The sequence below is a fragment of the Arthrobacter sp. UNCCL28 genome (assembly GCF_900102805.1).
GTDB lineage: Bacteria > Actinomycetota > Actinomycetes > Actinomycetales > Micrococcaceae > Arthrobacter > Arthrobacter nicotinovorans_A.
This window is the reverse complement of record NZ_FMWE01000001.1, coordinates 131,501-155,172: the sequence shown is the minus strand read 5'-3', so window position 1 is coordinate 155,172 and position 23,672 is coordinate 131,501. Positions and strand designations below refer to the sequence as shown.

The following is a 23,672-nucleotide window of genomic DNA, read 5'->3' as shown; positions in this document are numbered from 1 at the left end:
GCCCGCGGCAAGCCGGAGGTCAGTCGTTCCAGCCGAAGAAACCCTTGCCCGTCTTGCGCCCGAGTTCACCGCGAGCCACTTTGTCCCGGAGGATCTGCGGCGGAGCGAAACGGTCACCAAGAGTCGAGTGCAGGTATTCGGCAATGCCCAGCCGGACGTCCAAGCCCACAATGTCCGTGGTCTTCAGCGGGCCCGTGGGGTGCTTGTAACCGAGGACCATGGCGGCATCGATGTCCTCGGCCGATGCCACGCCCTCCTCCACCATGCGCATAGCTTCAAGGGCAATGGCGACGCCGAGCCTTGAGGACGCGAAGCCGGGAGCGTCATTGACGACGACGGCGGTCTTGCCGAGTGCCTCAGTCCAGTTTTTGGCCGCAGCAGCGAGTTCGGGAGACGTCTCCTTGGCCAGCACCACCTCAATGAGGGTGGATGCGGGCACCGGGTTAAAGAAGTGCAGCCCCACAAAGTTGGCGGGCCGGCGAAGTTCGTTGGCCAGTCCAGTGACGGAAAGCGAGGAGGTGTTCGATGCAAGGAAGGCATCGGCGGATAGGTGTTCCTCCACAGCCTTCAGCGCCTTGACTTTGAGATCGTAATCCTCCGGCACCGCTTCCACCACCAGTCCGCAGTGGATGAACGAGGTGTAGTCCGTGGAGGTGCTGAAACGGGACATCGCCTGTTCATGAGTTTCATTCAGGGTGCCGCGAGCGGCGGACTTGGTGACGGCGTCAGCAACGCGATCCTGCGCTCCGGCTGCTGCCTCGTGGTCGCGTTCCACCACGATCACGGTGGCACCTTTAGTGAGGAATGCGTGTGCGATTCCGGCACCCATCCGGCCACCACCGAGGACTCCAACGACGTGCGGGATGGCGGGAACAACGGTCATTTCTGGGTCCTGTCGTGAGTCGGGTCGGCATCATCGGTTGCGGAATCTTGCGAAGCCTTGGCCGACTTTTTGTCGAGGAACGCCTGCATGCGGTCGAACTTGGCCTGGGACTCGAAGAGAATTCCCTGGGCGAGGGTGTCGATCAGGGGGTGGGCCTCGGCGGGGGCATGGAAGACGGATTTGGTGATGCGGACCGCCAAGGGATCCTGGCGGCCGATCCGGTCGGCCAGCTTGTGCGCCGCATCCATCAGCTCCGGAGCTTCATGAATCTCTGTGATGAGGCTGATCCGGAGGGCTTCTTCTGCCCGCAGCACAGTCCCGGCCAAGAGGATTTCCTTGGCTTTGGGCTCACCCACGAGCTCTTTGAGCCGCCAGCTGGCACCGGCTGCGGCGAGGATTCCGAGTCCCGTCTCCGGGTTTCCAATCCGGACACTCGGAGTACCAATGCGGAAGTCCGCTGCATAGGCGAGCTCAGCGCCACCACCCAGGCAATAGCCATCCAAGGCCGCGATAACGGGCATGGGAAGTTTGGCGATCCGCACAAAAATGGTGGAGTTGATTCCTTGCAGGGCGTCATCGCGGCGACGTTCGCGCAACTGCCCAATATCGGCTCCGGAGGCGAAAACACCGTCGGTCCCGGCGATGATCAGTACTTTGGGGTTCCGTTCCAGCTCGGCGCAGACCTGGTGGAGTTCGTCCACCATGGTCTGGTCGATCGCGTTACGGACCTCGGGGCGGTTCAGCAGAACCGTGAGGCGGTCTTCGCGGTCCTCGAGCAGGAGGGTGGTGAAGTCTTCCGGGTTCAGTGCCATTACATGCCTTCCAGCAGCATCGCGGTTCCCTGTCCGACGCCGATGCACATCGTCGCCAGTCCAAGCTTCGGTCCCGTAGTGGAGGTGAGCTCGCGTTCCATCCGGCCCAGCAGCGTGATCGCAATCCGTGAGCCGCTGGAACCGAGGGGGTGCCCCAAACTGATGGCACCGCCGTCGTTGTTCACAATCTCCGGGTTCAAGCCGAGGCGGCGCATGCTGGCAAGCGACTGCGTGGCGAAGGCTTCGTTGAGTTCCACGGCCCCCAGTTGGTCCACGGTGAGGCCGGTGCGGGCCAGGACCTTTTGCGTGGCCGGAACCGGGCCAATGCCCATGATTTCGGGCTCACACCCGGCAGATGCGCCGTCGATGATCCGTGCGCGCGGCGTCAGGCCGAACCTCTTGATGGCCGCTTCGGAGGCGACGATGATGGCTGAGGCGCCGTCATTGAGCGAGGAGGAGTTGCCAGCAGTGACCACGGATCCACCGGGGACAACGGGTCGCAACCCAGCCAGGACGTCCATGGTGGTGCCCTCGCGGGGGCCCTCGTCGGTGTCCACCACGGTCTCGGACTTCCTCGTCTTGACGGTCACGGGAACGATTTCATCCTTGAACCGTCCGCCGGCGATGGCTGCGAGGGCCAGCTGATGGGAGCGGACAGCAAAGGCGTCAGCGTCTTCCCGGGAGATGTTGTCCACGCGACCCACTTCCTCCGCCGTTTCGGGCATGGAGTAGGTCATCTTGCCGTCCCGGGAGAGCTCGCCCTTGCTGAAGAGCGGGTTGGCGAAGCGCCAGCCGATGGAGGTGTCGAAGATCTGGCCGGGCTTGGCGAACGCGGTGGTCGGCTTCTCCTGCACCCAAGGGGCCCGGCTCATGGACTCAACGCCACCGGCCACCACGATGTCCGCCGCTCCGGACTTGATCATGTGGCTGGCCATGATGATCGCGCTGAGGCCCGATGCGCAGAGCCGGTTCACGGTGATGCCGGGGATGTGGAGGGGAAGTCCGGCCAGGATCGTGGCCATGCGGGCAACGTTCCGGTTTTCCTCGCCGGCGCCGTTGGCGTTGCCGAGGATCACCTCATCGATGGAGTCAGGGTCGACGCCGGCACGCGCCACTGCTTCCCGGACCACCAGTGCAGCGAGGTCGTCGGGACGGACCGAGGACAGAGCCCCACCATAGCGACCTACAGGCGTTCGTGCGCCGCCAACAAGAAAAGCCTCGACCATGAGAACATCCTTCGCGAAAAGTGAAAGGGACCGGCGCGGAATAATATACCGACCGTTCGTTCTATAAAGGTTACACGGCCAGGCGGACCGGTCAACAGCTGGCGTCATCTGCTGCACCGGCCCACAGCCGGATCAAACCACCCGGATCCCCAGGTGGCCCGCCAAAAGGGGCGCCATGAGGCTCAGTTGATAGTCGTCAATAATGACGCCCGCCAACCCGGCCAGTCCGTTGATGCCCCGGAACCCGGAGGTCCGCAGATCCACGTCCTTCAGCTTGGCTCCCGTGACATCCAAGGTGCCGATGGTGCAGTTCTTCAGAGCGATTCTGGTCCCGGCGCAGGCACCGAGGTCCAACTCATTGATGATGCAATCGGAGATCTGCACATCCATCACCTTGGAGCCCCGAAGGTTTACATAGTCCAGCTTGCCGCCGTCGATCCGGACGGAGCGCCAGTTTCCCTCGTAGAGTTCGGCCGAACCCCATCGCGGGTTGCTGATCTCCACGTCCTGCCACGAACTCCGCGCCGCAGTGAAGATGGGCGCGTAAGGTTCGGCCAGAATGCACTCACGGAACGTGGCCCCGCGCAGCTGGGCTTCATTGAAGGAGACGCCGTTCAGCTCACACTCGATAAAGTCCGAACCACTCAGTTCCTCCCCGTCAGCGGAGACCTTGGTCCACCGGACACCGTCATACCGTTCGCCGCGCTGGAAGTCGGGGGCGTCGTCGTCGCGCAGTTCCTCCAGGCGGACAGGGGAAATTTTGGGTGCTGCAATCTTCGCAGCCGCCATCAGAGGGATACCGCCTTCGCAGAAGAGCTGCAGGGCAGGGCGCCGTTATTGTGTTGCGTCAGGGTGGTGGTGAGTTCCATACATCGAGCCTAGACCCGACCCCTGACAGTCCCCACCAAGGCAGTCAGCCAAGTGACAACGGCGCAGACTCCCACGCCCCAGAGGATATCCGTCACGGCCACCAGTGCAGGGAAGTCCTTAAGGATGGCGAGCGCAGTCAAAGCCCAGGTGGAGTAGGTGAAGAACCCGAACAGGGCTCCACCGAGGATCCTCCTGCGCAGGGTGATGTCAGCTTTCCCCGGCCTCACCCCGTAGTGGACAATGCCGGCGACGAAGACCAGATAGAACAGCACTGCCCCCACCGGGTGCGGGCTGGACGCCAGGAGGTGCCCAATCTGGCTTTCATATTGCCGCTGCGCCACAGTGAGGATCCAGACGACGTCGATCGCGGCAAAGACCACCGCGGCCAGGGCATAGGACAGAAGCCAGCGTTTCAGGCCCGCGTTCATCCTTGGCGCCGGGGGTCTGCATAGAGGTTGTCCACAATGTGCCTGGCGCGTTCGGTAAAGGCGCCACGTTTGAGCTTCATGGTGGGTGTCACGATCCCGTTGGCCTCCGTGAGGTCGGTCAGGAGCAGGACGAACCGCCTCACCTGCTCCGAGCGGGCAATTTTCGAATTGGCGTCACTAACGGCCTGGCCAATGAGCGCAAGAAGCCGGACGTCCTCTATTTGGACAGCGCCGCCGTCCTCTGGAATCCGCAACCCCTTGAGGTCGGCGATGCCCTCGCGCTCCGCCCACGCTGCCAACGATTCGGGGTCCAGCAGCACCAGTCCGCCCAGATAGGGTTTGCCCTCCCCCACCATCACGGCGTGGGCTACCAATGGATCGCCTTCAACGTAGCCTTCCCAGATGGATGGCGAAATGGTCTTTCCACCAGCGGTGACAATCACATCCTTGATCCGGCCTTTGAGGGTGAGCCTTCCCAAGTGATCCAGCTCGCCCAGGTCACCGGTCCGAAAATACCCGTCCACGAACGCTTCGGCGTCGTCCGACGCCCGGCGGTAGCCGGCGAAGACACCAACGCCGCGGGCCAGCACCTCCCCCTCAGCCGAAAGGCGCACGGTGGTTCCGGGCATCGGGACGCCCACGGATCCGGAATTGATGGACCCCGGCAGGTTTCCCGTCAACGGGGCCGTGGTTTCGGTGAGGCCGTAGCCCTCGATCACCGGAAGTCCCAGTCCACGGAAGAAGAGGGACAGTTCAGCATCGAGCGCACCGGCGCCGGACAGCAGGTAGTCGAGCCGCCCGCCCACCAGGTTCCGGAGCCGGGCATAGAAGAGGCGGTCGAACAAAGCCCGCCGGATGCGGAGGCCGGCGGTGGCACGCAGGCGAGGGTCGGCGTCGTGCGCTTCAGCGAACCGTCCCCACTCCACAGCGGTTCGCTGGGCCGCCGCCCACACACGGCCGAGCTTTTTCTGCGTGGCAGCGGCAGCGGCGGACGCCTGGATCTTCTGCAGCACGCGCGGGACCACCACCAGGAACGTGGGCTTAAGGGCTCCCAGCGCAGGGACGACGTCCCGGGGATCTGAAAGGTGCGCGATCCTCATGCCGTTGGCCAGGCAGATCAGTTGGAGCCCGCGCGCCAAAACGTGCGCCATGGGCAGGAAAATGATGGTGTTGCCGCCCTCGCGGACTACCTCGGTGTAGGCACCTGCCACGTTCAGCACTTGTCCCACGAAGTTGCCATGCGTGATGAGGGCACCCTTGGGCGCCGCGGTGGTGCCGGAGGTATACACAATGGTGGCCACGGAATCGAGGTCGGCCAGCAGGCGCCGATCCTCCACAACACTGTCCGGGACTTCAACACCGCGCGACACCAGGTCAGCGATGTCGGCGCCAGGGCTGGCATCGAGGGTCCATATCCCCAGCGGATGGATGCCTGCCTGGTTGAACCCTTGTTCCAGCAAGGCCGCGTGCTCTGCGCTGCCGCCCACGGCAAGGCGGACATCGGCATCGGCCAGGATCGCCGTTACCTGCGGGGCCGCTGAGGTTTCATATACAGGAACCACGACGGCGCCGGCGAACCAGGCTGCCATGTCGGCCAGTGCCCACTCGTACCGGGTGGGGGACATGATGGCCAAAGACTCACCCGGCTGGATTCCCGCAGCAATGAATCCCTTGGCCAGCGCCCGGACTTCGTCCACGAACTGCCCGGTGGTTACCTGCCTCCACGGCCCGGTGATCGCCGCCTCCCGGACCTCGAAGGCGATGTGGCCTGGATTGGTCCGGAAACGGTGCATCAGCAGTTCTGTGGCATTGCGGTGGTTGGCGGTGTCGACGAGCGGCGGCGATGTAAATTCCCTCAACGGGTGTCCGCCATGGAGAGGGACTGCAAGTGATCCTCCATAAGGTTCCGGACGGCGTCGAGGAATTCCGCGACGACGACCTGCTGGTCGGTGGGCAAAGCGTCCAGTTGGGCGTTGGCGGCAGAGAGGAGGGGCCGCATCAGGTCTTTGATCCGGCGTGATGCGGCCTCGGTGACGTTGACGTGCACTTGGCGCCTGTCCTCCGTGCTGCGGAGCCGTTCCACGTAGCCGTGGGACTCAAGGCGACTGACCAGGGCCGTGGTGGTGGCCGCCGTCGCACCCAGCTCCGAGGCGAGGGATCCGACCGTGACCGGGCCGGAGTCGGCCAGCACGGTGAGAGCCCTGTAATCGGTGAGGTTGAGCTCCAAGGCGCGGGCAACTTTCCGCTCGGTCTCATTGGCGAGCCCAAACAAACCCTGCAAGGTCCCGGCGGCTGGATGGCCGAACCCGCCGGTAGCCTTTTCATCGTTTTGCATGGTTATATAGTAATCAAATAAGTTTGAACATCAAACAGGCTAGGTATCAGCGTCTGCAAAAGGCAGCGCTTTCAGCCAGCGAAAGGGAGCCCCATCGTGAAGGATTCAGACAGGAAGGGCCTGATTGCCCTTCCCGTGGTGGTACTGCTGGGCGCGCTCGTCGCCGTGGCCGGAAGCCACCATGGGGCAAGCGTGGCCGGAATTCCGCTCTTTGCGGCAGCAGTCGCCGGAGCGTTCATCATTCAATGGCTGGTGTTCATCCCCTCCTTCAAAGCCCAGACGGAGAAGTACTTTGATCTCACCGGCTCCCTGACATATGTGGCCATCACCGTTCTTCTGGTGATTGCCACGCCCGGGATCGATGCCCGCTCGCTCCTCCTCGCCGCCATGGTTGCCGCCTGGGCGCTGCGGCTGGGCACCTTCCTCTCCCGCCGGATCCACAAGGCCGGCAAGGACGACCGCTTCGACGACATCAAGCCATCGTTGGTTCGCTTCCTCAACGTGTGGACCATCCAAGGACTCTGGGTAGTCTTCACGGCGGCTGCGGCATGGGTGGCCATCACCAGCACCAACCGGGTAGGGCTCGACTGGCTGGCGATCCTCGGATTCCTGTTGTGGGCCGCAGGATTCGCCATTGAGATCGTGGCCGACAAGCAGAAGAGCCGCTTCAAGTCCGACCCCGCCAATAAGGGCAAGTTCATCTCCACAGGGCTGTGGGCCAAATCCAGGCACCCGAACTACTTCGGAGAGATCCTCCTGTGGACCGGCGTGGCCATTATCGCCATCCCCGTGCTCCAAGGCTGGCAGTGGGTGGCACTGATTTCCCCGGTATTCGTCACCCTCCTGCTCACCAAAGTCAGCGGCATCCCCCTCCTGGAAAAGAAGGCCGACAAAACCTGGGGTGGCGAGGCCGGGTACGAGGAGTACAAGAAGAGCACTCCGGTGTTGATCCCCAAGTTCGGTTAGGCAGCACAGCAGGCCCCGCAACGCGAGGTCCGTTCCTTGCGAGGCCCACTCTGCCCGCATCACACCCCGTTTACCCAGCACAGCAGGCCCCACAACGCGAGTTCCGTTCCTTGCGAGGCCCACTCTGCCCGCATCACACCCCGTTTACCCAGCACAGCGGGCCCCACAACGCGAGGTCCGTTCCTTGCGAGGCCCACTCTGCCCGCATCACACCCCACTTACCCAGCACAGCGGGCCCCGCAACGCGAGGTCCCACCAACGCAAACGGCGCGTGCCCCCGGAAGGAGGCACGCGCCGTCGTACGTTTGAACGCAGGACCCAGCGGAGTCTTAGCTGAAAAGCTCGCTCTTGGGCTGGTTGTTCTTGACCTTCTGCCACCCGAGCCACAGGACCAGGGCGAAGAACGGAATGGTGGCGAGGGTCCACAGGCCCAGCAGGAAGACCTCGCCGGTGGCTTTGTCGGTCATGGTGTCGAACCCGATCAGCACCGTGATGGCCAGCAGCGCGATAAGTCCGAGCCAGCTGGTCCACGGCGAACCGGGCATCGGCAGGCTGGAGACATTGCCGCGCTTTTTCCGCAGGGCAATCTGGCTTGCGAAGATCGAACCCCACGTGAAGATCACGCCGATGGAGGCCGTGTTCAACGCGAGGTCGAAGGCGTGCGAACCACCCAGCCAGATGTTCAGCAGGATGCCCACGAGGTAGACGCCGCCGATCGCAAGAATGGCAGCATACGGCACATGGCGGGTGGACATTTTGGTGAGCCACTGGGGTGCATGGCCGTTGTTGGCCATGGTGCGGAAGATGCGGCCGATCGAGTACAGGCCCGAGTTGCAGGAGGACAGTGCTGCGGTGATGACGATCATGTTCATCACATCACCCATCCAGCCCAGGCCCATCTGGCCGAAGACGGTAACGAACGGCGAGGTGCCGGCAACGTACTGGTCAGAGGGCAGGAGCATGGCGAGCAGCGTCACCGAACCGACGTAGAAAACCACAATGCGGATCACGACGGCGCGGATCGCCTTGGGAACTTCGCGTTCCGGATTTTCCATCTCGCCTGCGGTAATGCCGACCAGTTCGATGGCGTTGTAAGCGAAGATCACGGCGTTCAGGACCAGGATCATCACCAGGCCACCCTTGGGGAACATGCCGCCGTCTTCGTGGAAGAGGTTGGCCACGGATGCATGGCCATCCCCCACCTTGGCGTTGGTGACCACCATGAAAGTGCCCACGGCAAGGAAAATCAGGATCGCGGCGACCTTGAGGCAGGACGCCCAGAATTCGAACTCGCCGAACGCCTTGACACTGAACAGGTTCACGGCCACCAGCAGCACCAGCGCAGCGATGGCGGACAGTTCAATGGGGACATTCGGGAAGAAGAACTGGAAGTACAGGCCAATGGCAATCAGTTCGGCGATGCCTGTCATGGCCCAGTTGATGAAGTACATCCAGCCTGAAAGGAACGCGCCCTTCTTGCCGAACATTTCACCGGCGTAGCTCACAAAAGAGCCCGAGGTCTGGCGGTACATGATGAGTTCACCGAGCGCGCGCATCAGCAGGTAAGCGATGACGCCGGCAATGGCATAGGAGAAGATCAGGGCAGGACCGGTGGAGGCCAGGCGCCCACCGGCACCCATGAAGAGGCCGACGCCGATGGCGCCGCCCATGGCGATCATGGTGACATGGCGGCGGCTCAGGGTCTTCTGGTATCCCTCAGCGCTGAGGGTTGAGCCCGAGGCGGCGGATGAGGCCTTGGAGCTCTGGAGATCTGTGGGAGTACTTTGCGGCACAGCTGTTCCTTGTGGGTTGGGGTATTGCTGTAGGTGTTACGCCCATGCCGGAACACAGGCGGCTTTGGCACACAAAATTCGAGTTTTCCCTCCTTTGAGGACCCGAAGTGTGACAAAGAACGCAGAACGCCGAAGCTTCGCGCAACCCGTCTATCTTACGGGATTAACCGGAATGCCCGTGACGCAGGCAACAGGGGGCTGTGGACAAAGGACGGAGGACCCGAGATACATCGAACGCCAATCCACGCCCGTGAGCTGGTCAGCCAGCACGGCGGCCTGCTCCCACACAGGTGCCAACTGCCCATAGACCTCACCGCGGTGCTGCGCGCACTCCCCCACAGCATGGATTCCTTCCTCATCCAAAACCCGCATATGGTCATCAACCACGATCCCCCGCTCCACTGCCAAACCGCTCACGACGGCGACATCGACCTTGGGTCTTTTCCCTGCGGCGAGCACCACCATGTCGCAGTCGAGGTCCGGCTGGTCGTTCAGGCCCACCCCGGTGATCCTGTCCGACCCCCGGATCGCGGTGGTCCGGCTTCCTCGGTGCACCCTGATTCCCAGCGCCTCAACGCTTCGCCGCAGTATTGCAGCGTCGTCGGGACCCAACTGCGCGCTCATCAGATGGCTGCCCGAGTGGACCACGCGGACATCCATGCCGGCTGCACGCAATCCCCGGGCTGCCGCCAGACCTGAAAAACCGCCACCAACCACCACTGCCCTGCTTTGCTCATCACTGCGCTGCCCGAGCCCGGCGAACTTCATGATCCTGCGGGTATCTTCCATGTTCCGGAAAGTAAAAATGCCCCGCCGGAGCGTTCCGCTGGGCGAATACAGCCCCTCCATGGATGGCAGGTAAGGGCGGCTGCCGGTAGCGATGATCAGGTGGTCGTACTGGACCACCCGGCCATCGGCGGCGAAGACGTGCCGGCTGAACTTATCGATCCGGTCCACCCGGACCCCGGCATGGAGCGTGATGTTGTTCGCCTGGTACCAGGGCAGGGAGTTGAGGAAAATGTCCGCCACGCTCTCCTCCCCCGAGAGGACATGGCTGAGCATGAGCCTGCTGTAGTTTCCATAGGGCTCCTCGCCGAACATGGTGATCTCAAAGAGATCGGCACCGCCCCTTGCCAGAATTTCTTCTACAACCCGGGCGCCGGCCATACCGTTTCCGACCACTACCAGTTGCTTCTTCATCAGTGCTCCACCATGCCAAGGTCCACCACCACGTAACCCCGAACGCCGGCCGGGGCCACGATGAACAGTTCGATCACCGAGCCGCCCTCAGTGTCCTCCACTACCCGCAGCGGAATGTGGACATCGCTCTTGGCCCCGATCGGAAAATAGCGCAGGGGAACGCGGTCGCGCATCAGCACCACGGTGATCAGTTCCGCGCTCGAATTACCGCCGCGGAAGTAGAGCGTCTGGTTGATCACGCCGTCCGGGACAAAGTGTGAGAGCTCGGCGTGCAGCGGAATCGGCTTATCCAGCCCCGCGCCTTCGAAGTTGTAGATGCCCTGCAGGAAGAGGTTCTGGATGATCACGGGACAAGTCCTTTCGGCCGGTGCCCTTTCCATGGTGCTCTGCCGATGTTTCAGGACGTCCGCCGCCGTGTTTCCGAAGGCAGGACAGAGGGTAACGATCACTTTGCCAACAGCTCACCGGCGCGGCAGGCCGGTGAGGGAACGCGCAGCACGGGACATACGGCAAGGAATGCGCCCTAGGAGACGCGCAGCACGGGACGCCCGGAAGGGAAGGAGCCCCACTGTGAAGCCAACCATAGCGGCTACCGCAGTTCGCCGCCCTGCATCCCGTAGCGGACCCATGAACCCGCCGAAGAGTTCCGGCCAGTCCCGCCAACGCGGGCGCAGTGATCGAACCACTCCCCGAGGGCACGGTCATGGCTCACGATCACCAAAGTCCCGGCAAACGAGGCCAGCGCGGACTCCAGTTGTTCCACCAGGACGGGCGCCAGATGGTTGGTGGGCTCGTCCACGATCATTGTTTCGAATCCGCCCAGCAGGAGCCGGGCGAGGGCGAGCCGGCGTTGTTGTCCTGCCGAGAGGCCACCGACGGGGACATGGAATTCGGCCGGCCGGAAGAGGCCCAGGCGGAGCAAACCCTCAGCGTGTTCATCGATGTTTCCGCCCAATCCTGCAGCGAACGCCGGAAGCAACCGCAGTGACGGGCGCGTCGGGACCTCCAACTCCTGCTGCAGATAACCCACGGTCCCGTTAACGGCTACGGAGCCGGTGGTGGGCTCCACGTTCCCCGTCAGCACCGACAGCAGCGTGGATTTACCTGCGCCGTTGGGCCCGGTGATGAGCACCTTTTGGCCGGTCTCCACCCTCAGGTCGGTGCGTTCGAGTCTTCCCGGGACACTGACGCCCCGGGCTTCGAGCGCAGGATCCCCTGTTTCCACGGCAGTGGCTCCCACAGGTGCCGCCAGCTTCAGTGGCACCGGTGGCCGGTCCACGGGGTTCTCTTCAAGCCTGCGGAGCCGTTCCTGGGCGTTGCGGACTTTACTGGAGACCGCGCTCTGCAATGTGCCGGCTTTGAACCCGAAAGCCATCTTGTCGTTGTCGCGTTTGCGTCCGTAGCCCATGCGGTCACCCACAGTGGCGGCCTGGAGGCGTTCGGCGGCCATGGCATCAAGCCATTCATCGTATTGCTGGATCCACCGCGCACGTTCGGCGGCCTTCTCATGGAGGTAGCCTTCATAGCCGTTCCCGTAACGGTTCACGGAGCGACGATCGGCGTCCACTTCGATGATGGTGGTGGCCACCTTCCGCAGCAGGACACGGTCATGCGAGACCACCACCACGGTGCCCCGGTGCGCGGCCAGCCGCGATTCAAGCCATGCGGTTCCGTTCGCATCCAGGTGGTTGGTTGGCTCGTCCAGGAGCAACGCCTCGGCGGGATCAGCCAGCAAGCAGGCCAGCGCCACGCGTTCCTGCTCGCCGCCGGACAAAGATCCAAGCGTTCGACGCCGGTCCAAGCCTCCCAGCCCCAACTTGTCCAGCGCTGCTTCCACCCGGGATTCGGCAGCGTAGCCCTCACGGAGTTGGTACTCCGTTTGCAGGCTTCCGTAGAGCTCAAGTTCTTCACTGCCGGCATCGGCGAGGCCTGATTCGAGGTCGAGGATTTGGGCTTCAAGGGAACGCAGCGAAGCCAGGGAGGAATCGATGGCGTCCCCAACGGTTACGGACTCGGAGAAGCCGTGGGTCTGGGCGAGGTAACCCACGCGATAGCCGGGGTTACCGCTCAAGCCGGCAGCGCCGTCGTCGGGGGTTTCCACCCCGGACAGCAGTCGCAGCAGAGTGGATTTTCCAGCGCCGTTTTCGCCGACGATTGCTACATGCTCGCCGTGGTGGATGGCGAGGTCAACGTTGTGGAGAAGTTCGCGGTCCCCATAGCCATGGGAAACGCCGGAAAGGTAAAGGTGGTCAGTCAAGAGGAATCCTCGCAAGTCCGCAGTGGGTGGCCTAAAGCCATGTGGGTACTGGGGATGCAGCCGCAGGAAGGGGGCTGCGCTCAAGACTTCATGGCTCCAGCCTGCCCATGGATCCCGGCCGCGTCAAGTTCGCGGCGGAGATGTCCCACGAAAACCGGATGCCCTAAATAAAACTTTTCGGTATGCCTAAATTTCGGTATTCTCAGAAGGAGAACCCCCAACGATGAGGATCCCCAATGGCTGCACCCGCACTGGAAAAACGTGCCACACCCGGCAAAGTATGGTCACGGCTTTTACTGCTGGGGCCCGCCTTCGTGGCCGCGATCGCCTACGTTGACCCGGGAAACGTCGCCGCCAACCTCACTGCGGGTGCAAACTACGGCTACCTGTTGGTCTGGGTACTGGTTGTGGCGAACGCCATGGCCGTCCTGGTGCAGTACCAGTCGGCCAAACTTGGCCTCGCTACCGGGATGAGCCTGCCGGAAATCCTGGGGAAGCGGCTGGGAAACACGCGCCGGCGCCTCTACTGGGTGCAAGCCGAAGTTGTTGCCGGAGCTACGGACATGGCAGAGGTCATTGGTGGGGCTGTGGCTTTGAACCTGTTGTTCGGGCTCCCCTTGTTGGCCGGCGGAGTCATAGTGGGCATTGCCTCCATGATGTTGCTGGCTCTCCAGTCCCGGCGCGGGCAACGGTCCTTCGAGTACGCCATTTTGGTGTTGCTGGGAGTGATCGCAGTGGGATTCGTCTCCGGGCTGTTCGTCAACCCGCCCGATGCCGCGAGCGCACTGGGTGGCCTGGTTCCGCGCTTTGAAGGCACCGACACCATCCTTTTGGCAGCCAGCATGCTCGGGGCCACGGTGATGCCCCATGCGATCTACCTCCACTCTGCACTGGCCCGCGACCGGCACGGGTTCTCACCTGACCCGCTGGTCCGGAACCGTTTGATCCGGGCCACCCGGACGGACGTTGTTGGCGCCCTGCTGCTGGCAGGGGTAGTGAACATCTCTATGCTGCTCCTTGCTGCCTCAAGCCTCCGCGGCATCGAAGGTACCGATACCATCGCAGGCGCCCATGCGGCGGTGACATCGGCCCTGGGCCCCTCGATCGGAGTCATTTTCGCGATCGGCCTGCTGGCCTCAGGACTGGCCTCCACGTCCGTTGGCTGTTATGCCGGGGCGACCATCATGGGTGGCCTCCTGAAAGTCCGCATTCCGCTGCTGACCCGGCGCGTCATCACCCTGATCCCCGCCCTGATAGTCCTGGGTGCCGGCATCGAGCCGACGCTGGCCTTGGTACTTAGCCAGGTTTTGCTCAGCTTCGGCATCCCGTTCGCCCTGATTCCGTTGATCCGCCTCACAGGCAAGAAGGAGGTCATGGGACTGCACACGGACTCCATGCCGCTTCGCATTGCGGGCTGGACCAGTGCTGTGCTGATCGTGGGATTGAACTGCGTGCTCATCACGCTGACTTTGACGGGCCAGTCCTGACTGGGCCCGCACTAATGCCGGGGCCACGCAAAGCTAGGCTGTTCACATGGGCACACCACTTTCCACCAAGGCACGTCTGTACAGGTTCACCGCCCTCGACGCCCTGGCAGTAGCGGTCTACCTCGGCTTCACTGCCTACTTCACTTTCGCGGGCGAAGCGGTGGAGCGGCTCATGCTCCAACTGTTCCCCGAGCCGGCCACCGCCTCCTATGCCGTCAATGCCCTCTTTTATGCCGGCGTCGGAATATTTGCAGTGGCCTCCGCGTGGCGCGTCGCAGGGCGCGACCTCAAGATCCTGGCCACCCGCCCTTGGTTCACCCTCGGGATGATCCCGCTGGCGATCGTGGTGATGCTGATCCTCACGGCCGTCCTGGTGGCGGCATTCGGTACGGCACAAAGCTCCGAAAACCAGTTGGGTATCCAAGGCCTGCTGCAGCAAGTACCGGCATGGCTGATGGTGCCGCTGCTGGTACTGCTGGGCCCGTTCGTGGAGGAGTACCTGTTCCGGCACCTACTGATCGGCAAGTTGTCGCAGTACGTGAACATCTGGATCTGCTGCGTGATCTCCGTGGTGGTTTTCGCCTCCATCCATGTGGTGGGCCGTGAAGGACTGGTGTTGTCCGCTTTGGCGCCGTACCTGGGAATGGCCGTGGTCTTGGTGGCGGTGTATGTCTGGACAGGGAAGAACCTGATGTTCTCCTACTTTGTCCATGCGGCGAAGAACCTCATGGCAGTAGTGCTCATCTACGCCATCCCGCCCGAAATGTTGCCCAACTAAGTCACCTTTTTGAGCCTGGCAAGCGCGCTTGAACGCGACTCAAACACGCTTGAATGCGCCCTAGGCGTGCAATCCGGACCAAAAATGACCGCATCCACCTACCGGCCACCCGTCGCCGGGAATAGCGTGGTGGGCATGACACTGAACATCCAGGTAGTAGTCGATTGCAACAAGCCGCATGAGCTCGCCGATTGGTGGGCCGAAACGCTGGAATGGAACGTGGAGCCCCAGGATGAGGCCTTCATCCGGTCCATGATCGAGCAGGGGTTCGCCACCGACGACCAGACCATCACCCACAACGGCAAGCTGGTCTGGGCCGAGGGCTGCGCGATCGTGCCTGCCGAGGACACCGATCCCAAGACCGGCCGCCGCATCCTGTTCCAGACAGACCCCAACCAAAAGTCCGTCAAGAACCGAGTGCACTGGGACGTCAGGCTGGACGGCCGGGACAAGGATGAGGTGCGCAAAGAACTTGAAGCCCGCGGTGCCAAACACCTGTGGACCGCCAATCAGGGACCCCACGAATGGCACACCATGGCAGACCCCGAGGGCAACGAGTTCTGCATCAGCTAAGGCCATTACTAGACTCGGAGTGTGAACAACCAACTCCCTGCCAAGGTTTCCGACGTCTTTGACCCCTCACGCTGGCGCACGGTTTCCGGCTTTGACGACTTCAAGGACATGACCTACCACCGGCAGGTAGAGCGCTCCGCTGACGGCACGGTCAAGGACCTCCCTACGGTCCGGATCGCCTTCAACCGCCCCGAAGTCCGCAACGCGTTCCGCCCGGGCACCGTGGACGAGCTGTACCGCGCCATGGACCACGCGCGCATGACTCCGGACGTCGCCACCGTGCTGCTCACCGGCAACGGACCTTCGGAAAAGGACGGCGGCCACTCGTTCTGCTCAGGCGGGGACCAACGCATCCGCGGGCGCGACGGCTACCGCTACCAAGTAGAAGGCGCTGCGGGTGACTCCGCTGAATTTATCGACCCCGCCCGCGCCGGACGGCTCCACATCCTGGAAGTCCAGCGGCTCATGCGGACCATGCCCAAGGTGGTCATCGCCGTCGTTAATGGTTGGGCGGCAGGCGGCGGCCACTCACTGCACGTGGTCAGCGACCTCACCATCGCCTCGCGCGAGCACGGCAAGTTCAAGCAGACCGATGCCACGGTGGGAAGTTTCGACGCCGGATACGGCTCTGCGCTGCTGGCCCGCCAGATCGGGCAGAAGGCCGCCCGGGAAATCTTCTTCCTGGCCCGCGAATATTCAGCAGATGACATGGTGCGGATGGGTGCGGTGAACGAGGCCGTGGACCACGCACGGCTGGAAGACGTCGCCCTCGAGTACGCCGCTGATATCGCCCGCCAGTCGCCGCAGGCCATCCGCATGCTCAAGTTCGCCTTCAACCTGGCCGACGACGGACTGGCAGGCCAGCAGGTCTTCGCCGGCGAAGCCACCCGCCTGGCGTACATGACGGACGAGGCCGTGGAAGGCAAGGAAGCGTTCCTCCAGAAACGCGATCCCGACTGGTCCAGCTTCCCCTACTACTTCTAGGACTCACCCTGTGGACATTGATCCCGTACTCAAAGCCCTGATGGCCGCCCTCCACGGCGAGGGTCCCGCCGTCGAAATCGTCCTGGACGAGAGCGGCGCGCCGCAAGCAGTGCCGGTGGAGACCGGCGTCGAGGACGCGGCAGTGGTGGTGCGCACCTCCGGTTCGACCGGGACGCCCAAGGCCACCATCCTGACCATCGACGCCCTTGCAGCATCCTCGGTCTCTACTGCCATGGCCCTGCGCGGTGAAGGCCAGTGGTTGCTGGCGCTCCCCCTGCAGTACGTGGCCGGTGTCCAGGTGCTGGTCCGCTCGCTCTATGCAGGCACGCGCCCGTGGGTGATGGACCAGTCCAACGGCTTCACACCGGAGGCCTTTACCGCTGCCGCGGAGGAACTCACGGACAAGATCCGCTTCACGTCCTTGGTACCCACGCAACTGCAGCGCCTCCTGGACTCCCCCGCGCCGGAAACCCTTGCCGTCCTGCGCCGCTTCAACGCGATCCTGCTCGGCGGCGCTCCCGCCTCCCCCGATCTCCTCGCCGCCGCGCACGCCCAGGGACTCAAGGTGGTGACCACCTACGGCTCAGCCGAGACTTGCGGCGGGTGCGTGTACGACGGCGAGCCGCTGGACGGCGTCGAGGTCCGGATCGGCGAAGGTGATCTGGAAGGACGCATCCTGCTCGGCGGCGACACCGTTGCTGCCGGTTACCTCGATGCGGCCCGGGCTTCCAAAGCAGCCTTCTTCGAGGAGGACGGCGTCCGCTGGTACGTCACCGGCGACCTCGGGGAGCTGTCCGACGACGGCAAGCTCACCGTCCTGGGACGGGCCGATGACGTGATCATCACCGGTGGCGTCAAAGCCTCCGCGGCCTACATCCAAGGCAAGCTGGAAGAGCTCGACGGCGTCACCGCGGCTTTCGTGACCGGCGTCCCGTCGCGCGAGTGGGGGCAGGCCGTGGCAGCTTACGTGGCGGTGACGGATCCGAGCCCCGAAGGCATCAAGGGCTTCACGTCCCGGCGCGAGGCAGCACTGGGCGTCCTGGCGCCCAAGACGGTGCTGGCGGAGAACGAGTTGCTCATGCTCCCCAACGGAAAACCGGACAGGCTGGCCATGATTGAACAGCTTTCCGAACTGCATCAGGGACAATAGACACGTTCTTCCCTCCCCGAACCGACTCAAGACAACCGCGAAATACACGAGGTACTACACGTGGCGACAGCTGCACAATGGATCCAAGGAGCCCGGCTCCGCACACTGCCCGCGGCGATCGCGCCCGTCCTGATCGGTTCGGCAGCGGCGTACGAGCTCCATGCGTTCCGGCTGCCCAACGCGATCCTGGCTGCGCTCGTCGCGCTGCTGCTCCAGATCGGCGTCAACTACGCCAATGACTACTCCGATGGCATCCGCGGCACCGATGAAGACCGGGTAGGCCCACTGCGCCTTGTGGGATCCGGGGCTGCGTTGCCTGAGCAAGTGAAGTGGGCAGCGTTCGGACTGTTCGGCGCCGCGATGATATGCGGCTTGATCCTGGTCATCATCACCCAGGCATGGTGGCTGATTCTGGTGGGCATCGGCTGCGTCCTGGCGGCCTGGGGCTACACCGGTGGCAAGAACCCCTACGGTTACATGGGGTTGGGCGATGTTTTCGTGTTCGTATTCTTTGGGCTTGTAGCCACGCTCGGCACCACCTACACCCAGGCCGGCCAGGTCAGCCTGGCCGCGGTGATCGGTGCGATTGGTACGGGGCTCATCGCATGCGCCCTGCTGATGGCCAACAATGTCAGGGACATTCCCACGGATACGGCTGCGGGAAAGCGGACCCTGGCGGTGCGTCTTGGGGACCGCCACGCCCGTGAAAGCTACGTGTTGATGCTGGCCGTCGCCATTTTGCTGGTCATCGTCCTGGCTCCCACCAAGCCGTGGATGCTGATCGTCCTGCTGCTGATCCCGGCATGCTTGATGCCGGCCTGGCTGATGGTGAACGGGAAGAAGCGCAAGAGCCTCATCCCCGTCCTCAAGCAGACCGGCATGATCAACCTCGGATACAGCCTGCTGTTCTCGCTGGGCCTGATCCTGAGCCGCGGCTTCTAAGTTTTTGTACAGCTAACGCCCCCAAGAAGGCTTCTTGGGGGCGTTAGCTGTACAAAAACTCCTAGAGGGAACCCGGGCGTTTGTCGTTGTTCACGGCGATGTCCGGGTTCTTTTCCACCAGGCCATCTTCCGCTTCGGCGTCCTCGACCTCGCCCGCCGTCCTGATGGGCTTGGCCCTCCCGGAGAAACGTTCGCGCATGGCTGCCGTGGCGGCGTCGCGCTGTTTCTGGAAGAACAAATAGCTGATGGCAAACGCCATCAAGCCGGCGAAGATCACCGCCGGGATCAGTCCGACCCCCAAAAAGTAGAAGAGTACGAGCAACGGCACGAACAGCGCCAGACGAATGAGGGAATACTTCAGGAAAGCCACCATCCAAGTTTAGCCGCCCCAATGGTTGCACTCTGGTCACGGGCAAAAGAGGGCGTCCAGCGAATGGCTTCCGGCGACTAGACTTGGTGCATGCTCCGCGTTGTAGGCGTCGTCGTTGTCCTGGTCATCTTCGTCTATGCCCTGGTGGATGTTATCCGCACGGACAAACACCAAACACGCGGTATTTCCAAACCCGCGTGGATCATCGTGATGATCGTCCTGCCGTTGCTGGGTGCCGTTCTCTGGTTCATCTTCGGCCGGCCCTATGGCAAGCCCACCGCCAAAACCGTTCGCCGCTATCCCACAGCACCGGACGACGACCCCGAATTCCTCCGCAACCTGGAAACCCGCCGCCGCAACCAGGCCGAGGATGATCGCCTGAAGAAGCTCAAGGCCGAGCTCGAAGCCAAGGAACGCGAACTCGGCGACAAGCCTTCCGATGGCTCCGGTGAGGCAACGGGCAACGGTTTCAAGCCTGGCGATGCCAAACGCAGTGAGCCGGATCCCCATGACACCGACGAGCTGAAGTAGGTAAACATGGCCCAACAAGCCGATGGTTCACGGCAGTCACCTTCCACCACACCATCAGCCAACGGGCCATCAGCGCCTCCCCCACCGCCACCCCGGCCGGGTATCTCCCTTTCCGTTCCACCGCCCATCGCCGCAACTGTCCAGCCACCCGGTATCGCACGGCTCGCCCGCTCCTTGTGGATTGCCGGCTTCGCGGCAGGAATCGCCGTGGTGGTCTTCGGCTTCCTTGACCGTGATGCACACTTTGAGCGCCTGAAGGGTGTCATTTCAGGCATGGTTGCCGACGGTGACGCCCAAGCCGTTGACGGGGCCACCGCCGTCGTATTCCTGGGCAGTCTGGCCATGATCGCCCTGGTTGTGGCCATGGAAGCGGTGCTGCTCGCGGTGCTTTTCAAACGCAGCGTCTGGGCACGGTGGGCTTTGGCTCCCCTGGTGCTCCTGCACGCAGTGGTGACCGTGATCACCGCCGACTTCGTGGTGGCTCCCGGAGCGGACGGCGTTTTGGCCACAGTGCTGTTGGCGGCCCAGTTCATCCTTGCTGCAGCGGGCCTGATCCTGCTGTTTTTCCCCTCCACCACCGTCTGGCTGCTGAGCGAGAAGTTCAGCGAACGGCTCGGTGAACGGCCGGCGTAGCAGCCAGCATCCCCTCGCAGCTTCGCGTCACTACACGGCAGGCCTCCAGCGCGGAGGACTCGGTCAGGGGATTCTCAGCGATCAGCCGCCAACGGTTCAGGCAGGTCCTGGCTGCCTCGCTGACTTCCCCGGGATCTGCGTCCGGCGCCAGGCCCAGCCTCAGCGGGGAAGTGCTGCCGCGGCCGCCCACCAACCGTTCCGCCTCAGCTTCCTGCTCCTCGTCCAGTCCCACGCCACCGGTACGCAGCGCGGCGAGGAGTTTCAGTTCCCGGAATTCATGGGCGCCGGTTTGGAGCCGTTCCAACGCAGCTTCCAGCGACGCCGCACGTTCCCGGGGCGCGCCGCGCACCAATGATTCCAAACCCACGACGACGGCCCGCGCCTTGAGTGCGTCGGCGCGGGTCTGGAACAGGTAACTGATGCTGTCCAGCAAGGTACCCAGCCCGCTGCGGCGGGCGAGCTCGTGGGCCAACTCCGTGGGATCCGTGGTTCCGCCCCTGATCAGGGCAACACCCAAACGGATCCCGAACAGCCCGAACCGTTGCACCAGGGAAGCCTTGATGGACGGCTGCAATCCCTCCGGTCCCGTACCGCGCACAAAACGGTCTGCGGACAACATCATCCGTTCCCGCTGGTTCCGGTCCATGTGCGCCAACAGCATCATGGCGTCACAGTCCCCTTGGCGCATGGTCCGTGAGCTTTGTGCCAGCAGACCGGCGACGGGCACCACTCCCAGTGCCAGTGGTTTGAGGTTCTGGTCCCGGCTGTACCTGTCGGCGATGACTGCTGCCGAAATCAGGGAATCGATCCTTCCGGCTCCGATCTCGTCGGCCCTGGACAGGACAGCCAAGGCATTGACAGTCCCGGATCGGCCGGCCGCAGTGTCCTTGAAGGATTCCAGGAACCTGACGTCGGAGGCGTGCATGTGCCGCATGAGATAGATGACGGCGTCCGCGGCCGTAGGTTCGTCCTCCGGCAGCAGGAAAGCCGTGGATCTCCCGGAGACATCCTCGGACAAGGAGGCTATGCCGGGGGTGTCGATCAACGTGAGTGGGCGCAAAGAGGCCGACGGCCATTCCACCACCAGCCGCTCCACGTCCTCGGCCGGCGTTTCACCCAGGGACAGGACCAGGCGGCCGTCTTCACGGGTCACCGGAAGGTTCCGGGGTCCGCCCCTGAACGGGTAGAGCGTGATTTTGGGCGCGTGTCCGTATTGGTACCACGTGACCACTCGGGTGCATTCCCCGGCGTCCGTCGGGGCAATCTCTTCACCGATGATCGCATTGAGGAGCGTTGATTTCCCGGCCTTGACCATCCCTGCAACGGCAATGCGCAGCGGCCCCTGAAGCCTGCGGTCCAGCTCGTCCACCACTGCGAGGGCAGCGGTGTCATCGCAGAAGACGTCCCGTGCGTGCCGGAGCAATTCCGAGGCTCCGGCGATTCCGGATTCCATCAGCCGGCGGGGACCGTCGAGGTGGAGGGCCCGGTTGGTTGCATATGCTGCGCTTGCTGTTTTTCCTGCAGTTGCTGCGCCTGCTGTGCCAGGGTGTCCAGGGCCTTGATGTGGTTCCGGATCTCCTTGATCCTCATGTCCCGCTCCGCTGCGTAAATGGCGGCGGCTTTTTGCGCGGCTGCAACGGATTCGGCCAAGGAACGATGGTGTTCTTCGGCGATCTCGGTGAAGTGGTCCCGGGTGGCGCGCTGGACCAGCCGCAGCCTGTCCTTGAGCTGTTTACCCACTTGGAACACCACATCGTCCACGTGCTTCCTGACGAGGATCTTGGCCTCTGCTTGCCGTTGTTTCAGCCGGGCTGCTTTGTCTTCCCGGTACGCCTTGCGCCCCAGCAGGAGTCCGGCCCCAACGGAGAGCGGGTTAATGAGGGCCATCCCGAAGATGCCTGTCAGGAGGCCAAACATCAGTACCCCTCCATAGGAACCCCGCATGCCGATCAAAACCTTTTGGAGTGGCCCAAGTCCGCCCTTGTCCATGTCCTGGATCCCGGCGACGGGGTCCAGGACCCCACCGGTATCGGCTACTTTCAGGGCCGGCAGGGCCACCTCTTCTTCGGAAAAGTGATCCGCAACCTGGGTGGCCAGCCACTGGGCCCGCTCGCTGGTCCAGACAAACGTATCCGAGACGGCAGCGGCGGTGCTCTGTTCCAGCCACTGGGTGAAGTGCTCCCAAGCGGGTCCGGGATCCCCCTGGTCAATGGCTGTTTCCGCTTCGCGCTGTATCCGGCGCAGCCTGTCCTTCAGGTCGTACTCCATGTCGGCGATAAGGTCCCCGATCCCATCGTTAAGGGTGATCTGCCAGCGGGCGGAACGCTTGCGCAACGCGTCGGCGTCCTCTTTGGCGGCGTTCAGGCCGGCAATCATCTGCGGCGTTCCTTCGGGATTCTCCAAGGCACCGAGCTCCGATTGCAGGGCGAGCTTCAGGTTTTCCGCAACGGACAAAAGATCGTGCCCGACTGAACGCCGTTGGATGGCCGCGGCCTCCCCCACGATGTTGTGCTTCAGGTGCTGGATCAGATCCGGAAATCCTGATTCGGCGTTCAATTCCGTATCCTGCAGCCGTGCTGCCTGGAGGCGCAGCTCGGACGAAACGGGGAACAGGGGAATGTCCGGTCCCACCTCGGCCAGGTGTTTGCGGTCAAGGTCCGCGATCTGCCGCCAGCTGGGGTAGAGGTCCGTCTTGGACAGCACGCACACCACGTTGGGGCTGATGCGCATGGCCTGGCCCAGGAAGCGCATCTCCGGTTCGGTGTATTCCTGGGACGCATCAGAGACGAACACCACGGCATGCGCCGAGGGAAGCGCCGTCAGCGTTGTCAGTGTGTGCGTTGACCCTAGCCCGCCGACCCCGGGCGAATCCACTACCGTCAGCCCACCGGCCAGCAGTTTCCTGGGCAAGGCAACTTCCGCTGCCACAATGTGCTTCGCGTTGCCGGGGTTCCCCTTCTCGGAGACATAGTGGGCCAGGTGGTCCAGCGGAACGGGCCGGCGTTCAAGGGTTCCCTCATGTCCAGCCACTTCGCTTGCGGGCTCCGACGGGTCATCCTCCGCAGCGGAAACCAGGACAACGGCCGACGCCGGGTCCCCCTGCCGCACCACGGTAGGCACAGTGGTGGAAATGTCGTCATCCACCGGGCACACAGGGGCATTGACCAGGGCGTTGATCAGTTGGCTCTTGCCCTGCTTGAACTCTCCGACGACGATCACCCGGACGCTGGGATCCTTAAGGCGGTCGCGGGTGCTTTCCAGCCGGCGTCGAAGATCGTTCCGATCCCCCACCAGCGCCATGGCCTGCTCCACCAACGTGGTCATCCGTGCTGCTTCGGTCACCGTAGGTCCTTTGTTCGTTCTGTTCCGATGCTGCCTTGTGAGGCCACGAAGTGCCCGGCAGACGGTGAACTGTCTGCCGGGCACTGCTGGGGGTACTTCGCGTCGCAGTCTT

Annotated in this window: 23 protein-coding genes; 9 read left to right on the top strand and 14 right to left on the bottom strand. The window is 63.3% G+C overall.

The window, feature by feature from the left end; all coding sequences use genetic code 11:
- Window positions 1-19: 19 nt before the first annotated feature.
- From BLQ01_RS00685 to BLQ01_RS00655, 7 genes are all read right to left on the bottom strand, one after another.
- Complete coding sequence (locus tag BLQ01_RS00685; protein ID WP_091549732.1) at window positions 20-883, bottom strand: 3-hydroxyacyl-CoA dehydrogenase family protein; 864 nt, start codon at window positions 881-883, stop codon at window positions 20-22.
- Window positions 880-1,695 carry an enoyl-CoA hydratase/isomerase family protein gene (locus BLQ01_RS00680; protein WP_026541284.1) on the bottom strand — a complete coding sequence of 272 codons (816 nt, stop codon included), beginning with the start codon at window positions 1,693-1,695 and terminating at the stop codon, window positions 880-882. Before BLQ01_RS00680 ends, BLQ01_RS00685 begins: the two co-directional genes overlap by 4 nt.
- Window positions 1,695-2,921 carry a thiolase family protein gene (locus tag BLQ01_RS00675; RefSeq protein ID WP_026541285.1) on the bottom strand — a complete coding sequence of 409 codons (1,227 nt, stop codon included), beginning with the start codon at window positions 2,919-2,921 and terminating at the stop codon, window positions 1,695-1,697. The genes BLQ01_RS00680 and BLQ01_RS00675 overlap by 1 nt, the downstream gene beginning before the upstream one ends.
- A 132-nt stretch (window positions 2,922-3,053) precedes the next feature.
- Window positions 3,054-3,710 (bottom strand): pentapeptide repeat-containing protein, encoded by a 657-nt coding sequence (locus BLQ01_RS00670; protein WP_091549731.1) that lies wholly within the window; start codon window positions 3,708-3,710, stop codon window positions 3,054-3,056.
- Between the two features lie 89 nt (window positions 3,711-3,799).
- A complete protein-coding gene (locus BLQ01_RS00665; protein ID WP_091549730.1) occupies window positions 3,800-4,219 on the bottom strand; it encodes a DUF2177 family protein in 420 nt (139 codons plus the stop codon).
- Complete coding sequence (locus BLQ01_RS00660) at window positions 4,216-6,078, bottom strand: AMP-dependent synthetase/ligase (RefSeq protein WP_091549729.1); 1,863 nt, start codon at window positions 6,076-6,078, stop codon at window positions 4,216-4,218. The genes BLQ01_RS00665 and BLQ01_RS00660 overlap by 4 nt, the downstream gene beginning before the upstream one ends.
- Window positions 6,075-6,554, bottom strand: coding sequence for a MarR family winged helix-turn-helix transcriptional regulator (locus tag BLQ01_RS00655; protein ID WP_091549728.1), 480 nt, complete (start codon window positions 6,552-6,554; stop codon window positions 6,075-6,077). Before BLQ01_RS00655 ends, BLQ01_RS00660 begins: the two co-directional genes overlap by 4 nt.
- Before the next feature lie 96 nt (window positions 6,555-6,650).
- Between BLQ01_RS00655 and BLQ01_RS00650 the strand changes: the two genes are divergently transcribed.
- The gene (locus tag BLQ01_RS00650) at window positions 6,651-7,520 is read left to right on the top strand and encodes a DUF1295 domain-containing protein (protein WP_091549727.1); all 870 of its coding nucleotides are present in this window, start codon (window positions 6,651-6,653) and stop codon (window positions 7,518-7,520) included.
- A gap of 329 nt (window positions 7,521-7,849) precedes the next feature.
- On the opposite strand, the gene BLQ01_RS00645 is transcribed toward BLQ01_RS00650, so the two are convergent.
- The 4 genes from BLQ01_RS00645 to BLQ01_RS00630 all read right to left on the bottom strand — a co-directional run bounded on the left by BLQ01_RS00645 (window position 7,850) and on the right by BLQ01_RS00630 (window position 12,770).
- Window positions 7,850-9,313, bottom strand: a complete 1,464-nt coding sequence (locus BLQ01_RS00645; protein ID WP_026541290.1) for an amino acid permease — start codon at window positions 9,311-9,313, stop codon at window positions 7,850-7,852.
- 150 nt (window positions 9,314-9,463) lie between these two features.
- The gene (locus BLQ01_RS00640) at window positions 9,464-10,513 is read right to left on the bottom strand and encodes an NAD(P)/FAD-dependent oxidoreductase (RefSeq protein WP_091549726.1); all 1,050 of its coding nucleotides are present in this window, start codon (window positions 10,511-10,513) and stop codon (window positions 9,464-9,466) included.
- Window positions 10,513-10,860 (bottom strand): molybdopterin oxidoreductase, encoded by a 348-nt coding sequence (locus BLQ01_RS00635; protein ID WP_091549725.1) that lies wholly within the window; start codon window positions 10,858-10,860, stop codon window positions 10,513-10,515. Before BLQ01_RS00635 ends, BLQ01_RS00640 begins: the two co-directional genes overlap by 1 nt.
- Before the next feature lie 242 nt (window positions 10,861-11,102).
- Window positions 11,103-12,770 carry an ABC-F family ATP-binding cassette domain-containing protein gene (locus BLQ01_RS00630; protein ID WP_091549724.1) on the bottom strand — a complete coding sequence of 556 codons (1,668 nt, stop codon included), beginning with the start codon at window positions 12,768-12,770 and terminating at the stop codon, window positions 11,103-11,105.
- A 236-nt stretch (window positions 12,771-13,006) separates the two neighbouring features.
- Here BLQ01_RS00630 and BLQ01_RS00625 point away from each other — a divergent pair, with 236 nt between their 5' ends.
- The 6 genes from BLQ01_RS00625 to BLQ01_RS00600 all read left to right on the top strand — a co-directional run bounded on the left by BLQ01_RS00625 (window position 13,007) and on the right by BLQ01_RS00600 (window position 18,684).
- Window positions 13,007-14,257, top strand: a complete 1,251-nt coding sequence (locus BLQ01_RS00625; RefSeq protein WP_091549723.1) for an Nramp family divalent metal transporter — start codon at window positions 13,007-13,009, stop codon at window positions 14,255-14,257.
- Window positions 14,258-14,303: 46 nt separating this feature from the next.
- Window positions 14,304-15,035, top strand: a complete 732-nt coding sequence (locus BLQ01_RS00620) for a CPBP family intramembrane glutamic endopeptidase (protein ID WP_091549722.1) — start codon at window positions 14,304-14,306, stop codon at window positions 15,033-15,035.
- A gap of 135 nt (window positions 15,036-15,170) precedes the next feature.
- Entirely contained in the window at window positions 15,171-15,608 is a 438-nt protein-coding gene (locus BLQ01_RS00615; RefSeq protein ID WP_091550312.1) for a VOC family protein, read from the top strand.
- A 21-nt stretch (window positions 15,609-15,629) separates the two neighbouring features.
- Entirely contained in the window at window positions 15,630-16,592 is a 963-nt protein-coding gene (locus tag BLQ01_RS00610; protein WP_091549721.1) for a 1,4-dihydroxy-2-naphthoyl-CoA synthase, read from the top strand.
- A 10-nt stretch (window positions 16,593-16,602) separates the two neighbouring features.
- Entirely contained in the window at window positions 16,603-17,742 is a 1,140-nt protein-coding gene (locus tag BLQ01_RS00605) for an AMP-binding protein (RefSeq protein ID WP_091549720.1), read from the top strand.
- A gap of 60 nt (window positions 17,743-17,802) precedes the next feature.
- On the top strand, window positions 17,803-18,684 hold the full coding sequence (locus BLQ01_RS00600) for a 1,4-dihydroxy-2-naphthoate polyprenyltransferase (RefSeq protein WP_026541299.1): 882 nt from the start codon (window positions 17,803-17,805) through the stop codon (window positions 18,682-18,684).
- Between the two features lie 61 nt (window positions 18,685-18,745).
- Here BLQ01_RS00600 and BLQ01_RS00595 read toward each other — a convergent pair whose 3' ends face one another.
- Entirely contained in the window at window positions 18,746-19,057 is a 312-nt protein-coding gene (locus BLQ01_RS00595) for a DUF4229 domain-containing protein (RefSeq protein WP_026541300.1), read from the bottom strand.
- 87 nt (window positions 19,058-19,144) lie between these two features.
- Between BLQ01_RS00595 and BLQ01_RS00590 the strand changes: the two genes are divergently transcribed.
- Entirely contained in the window at window positions 19,145-19,585 is a 441-nt protein-coding gene (locus BLQ01_RS00590; RefSeq protein ID WP_026541301.1) for a PLDc N-terminal domain-containing protein, read from the top strand.
- A gap of 6 nt (window positions 19,586-19,591) precedes the next feature.
- Window positions 19,592-20,218, top strand: coding sequence for a hypothetical protein (locus BLQ01_RS00585; protein ID WP_091549719.1), 627 nt, complete (start codon window positions 19,592-19,594; stop codon window positions 20,216-20,218).
- On the opposite strand, the gene BLQ01_RS00580 is transcribed toward BLQ01_RS00585, so the two are convergent.
- Together BLQ01_RS00580 and BLQ01_RS00575 are read right to left on the bottom strand one after the other, a co-directional pair.
- On the bottom strand, window positions 20,187-21,674 hold the full coding sequence (locus tag BLQ01_RS00580; protein WP_026541303.1) for a dynamin family protein: 1,488 nt from the start codon (window positions 21,672-21,674) through the stop codon (window positions 20,187-20,189). The two genes, BLQ01_RS00585 and BLQ01_RS00580, sit on opposite strands and share 32 nt — an antisense overlap.
- Window positions 21,671-23,542 (bottom strand): dynamin family protein, encoded by a 1,872-nt coding sequence (locus BLQ01_RS00575; RefSeq protein ID WP_217638346.1) that lies wholly within the window; start codon window positions 23,540-23,542, stop codon window positions 21,671-21,673. Before BLQ01_RS00575 ends, BLQ01_RS00580 begins: the two co-directional genes overlap by 4 nt.
- Window positions 23,543-23,672 lie beyond the last annotated feature (130 nt).

Coding starts and splice junctions, on each gene's coding strand:
- BLQ01_RS00685 (WP_091549732.1), bottom strand. CDS start 883: ATGACCGTTGTTCCCGCCATCCCGCACGTCGTTGGAGTCCTCGGTGGT.
- BLQ01_RS00680 (WP_026541284.1), bottom strand. CDS start 1,695: ATGGCACTGAACCCGGAAGACTTCACCACCCTCCTGCTCGAGGACCGC.
- BLQ01_RS00675 (WP_026541285.1), bottom strand. CDS start 2,921: ATGGTCGAGGCTTTTCTTGTTGGCGGCGCACGAACGCCTGTAGGTCGC.
- BLQ01_RS00670 (WP_091549731.1), bottom strand. CDS start 3,710: ATGGCGGCTGCGAAGATTGCAGCACCCAAAATTTCCCCTGTCCGCCTG.
- BLQ01_RS00665 (WP_091549730.1), bottom strand. CDS start 4,219: ATGAACGCGGGCCTGAAACGCTGGCTTCTGTCCTATGCCCTGGCCGCG.
- BLQ01_RS00655 (WP_091549728.1), bottom strand. CDS start 6,554: ATGCAAAACGATGAAAAGGCTACCGGCGGGTTCGGCCATCCAGCCGCC.
- BLQ01_RS00640 (WP_091549726.1), bottom strand. CDS start 10,513: ATGAAGAAGCAACTGGTAGTGGTCGGAAACGGTATGGCCGGCGCCCGG.
- BLQ01_RS00625 (WP_091549723.1), top strand. CDS start 13,007: ATGGCTGCACCCGCACTGGAAAAACGTGCCACACCCGGCAAAGTATGG.
- BLQ01_RS00620 (WP_091549722.1), top strand. CDS start 14,304: ATGGGCACACCACTTTCCACCAAGGCACGTCTGTACAGGTTCACCGCC.
- BLQ01_RS00615 (WP_091550312.1), top strand. CDS start 15,171: ATGACACTGAACATCCAGGTAGTAGTCGATTGCAACAAGCCGCATGAG.
- BLQ01_RS00595 (WP_026541300.1), bottom strand. CDS start 19,057: ATGGTGGCTTTCCTGAAGTATTCCCTCATTCGTCTGGCGCTGTTCGTG.
- BLQ01_RS00590 (WP_026541301.1), top strand. CDS start 19,145: ATGCTCCGCGTTGTAGGCGTCGTCGTTGTCCTGGTCATCTTCGTCTAT.
- BLQ01_RS00585 (WP_091549719.1), top strand. CDS start 19,592: ATGGCCCAACAAGCCGATGGTTCACGGCAGTCACCTTCCACCACACCA.
- BLQ01_RS00575 (WP_217638346.1), bottom strand. CDS start 23,542: ATGACCACGTTGGTGGAGCAGGCCATGGCGCTGGTGGGGGATCGGAAC.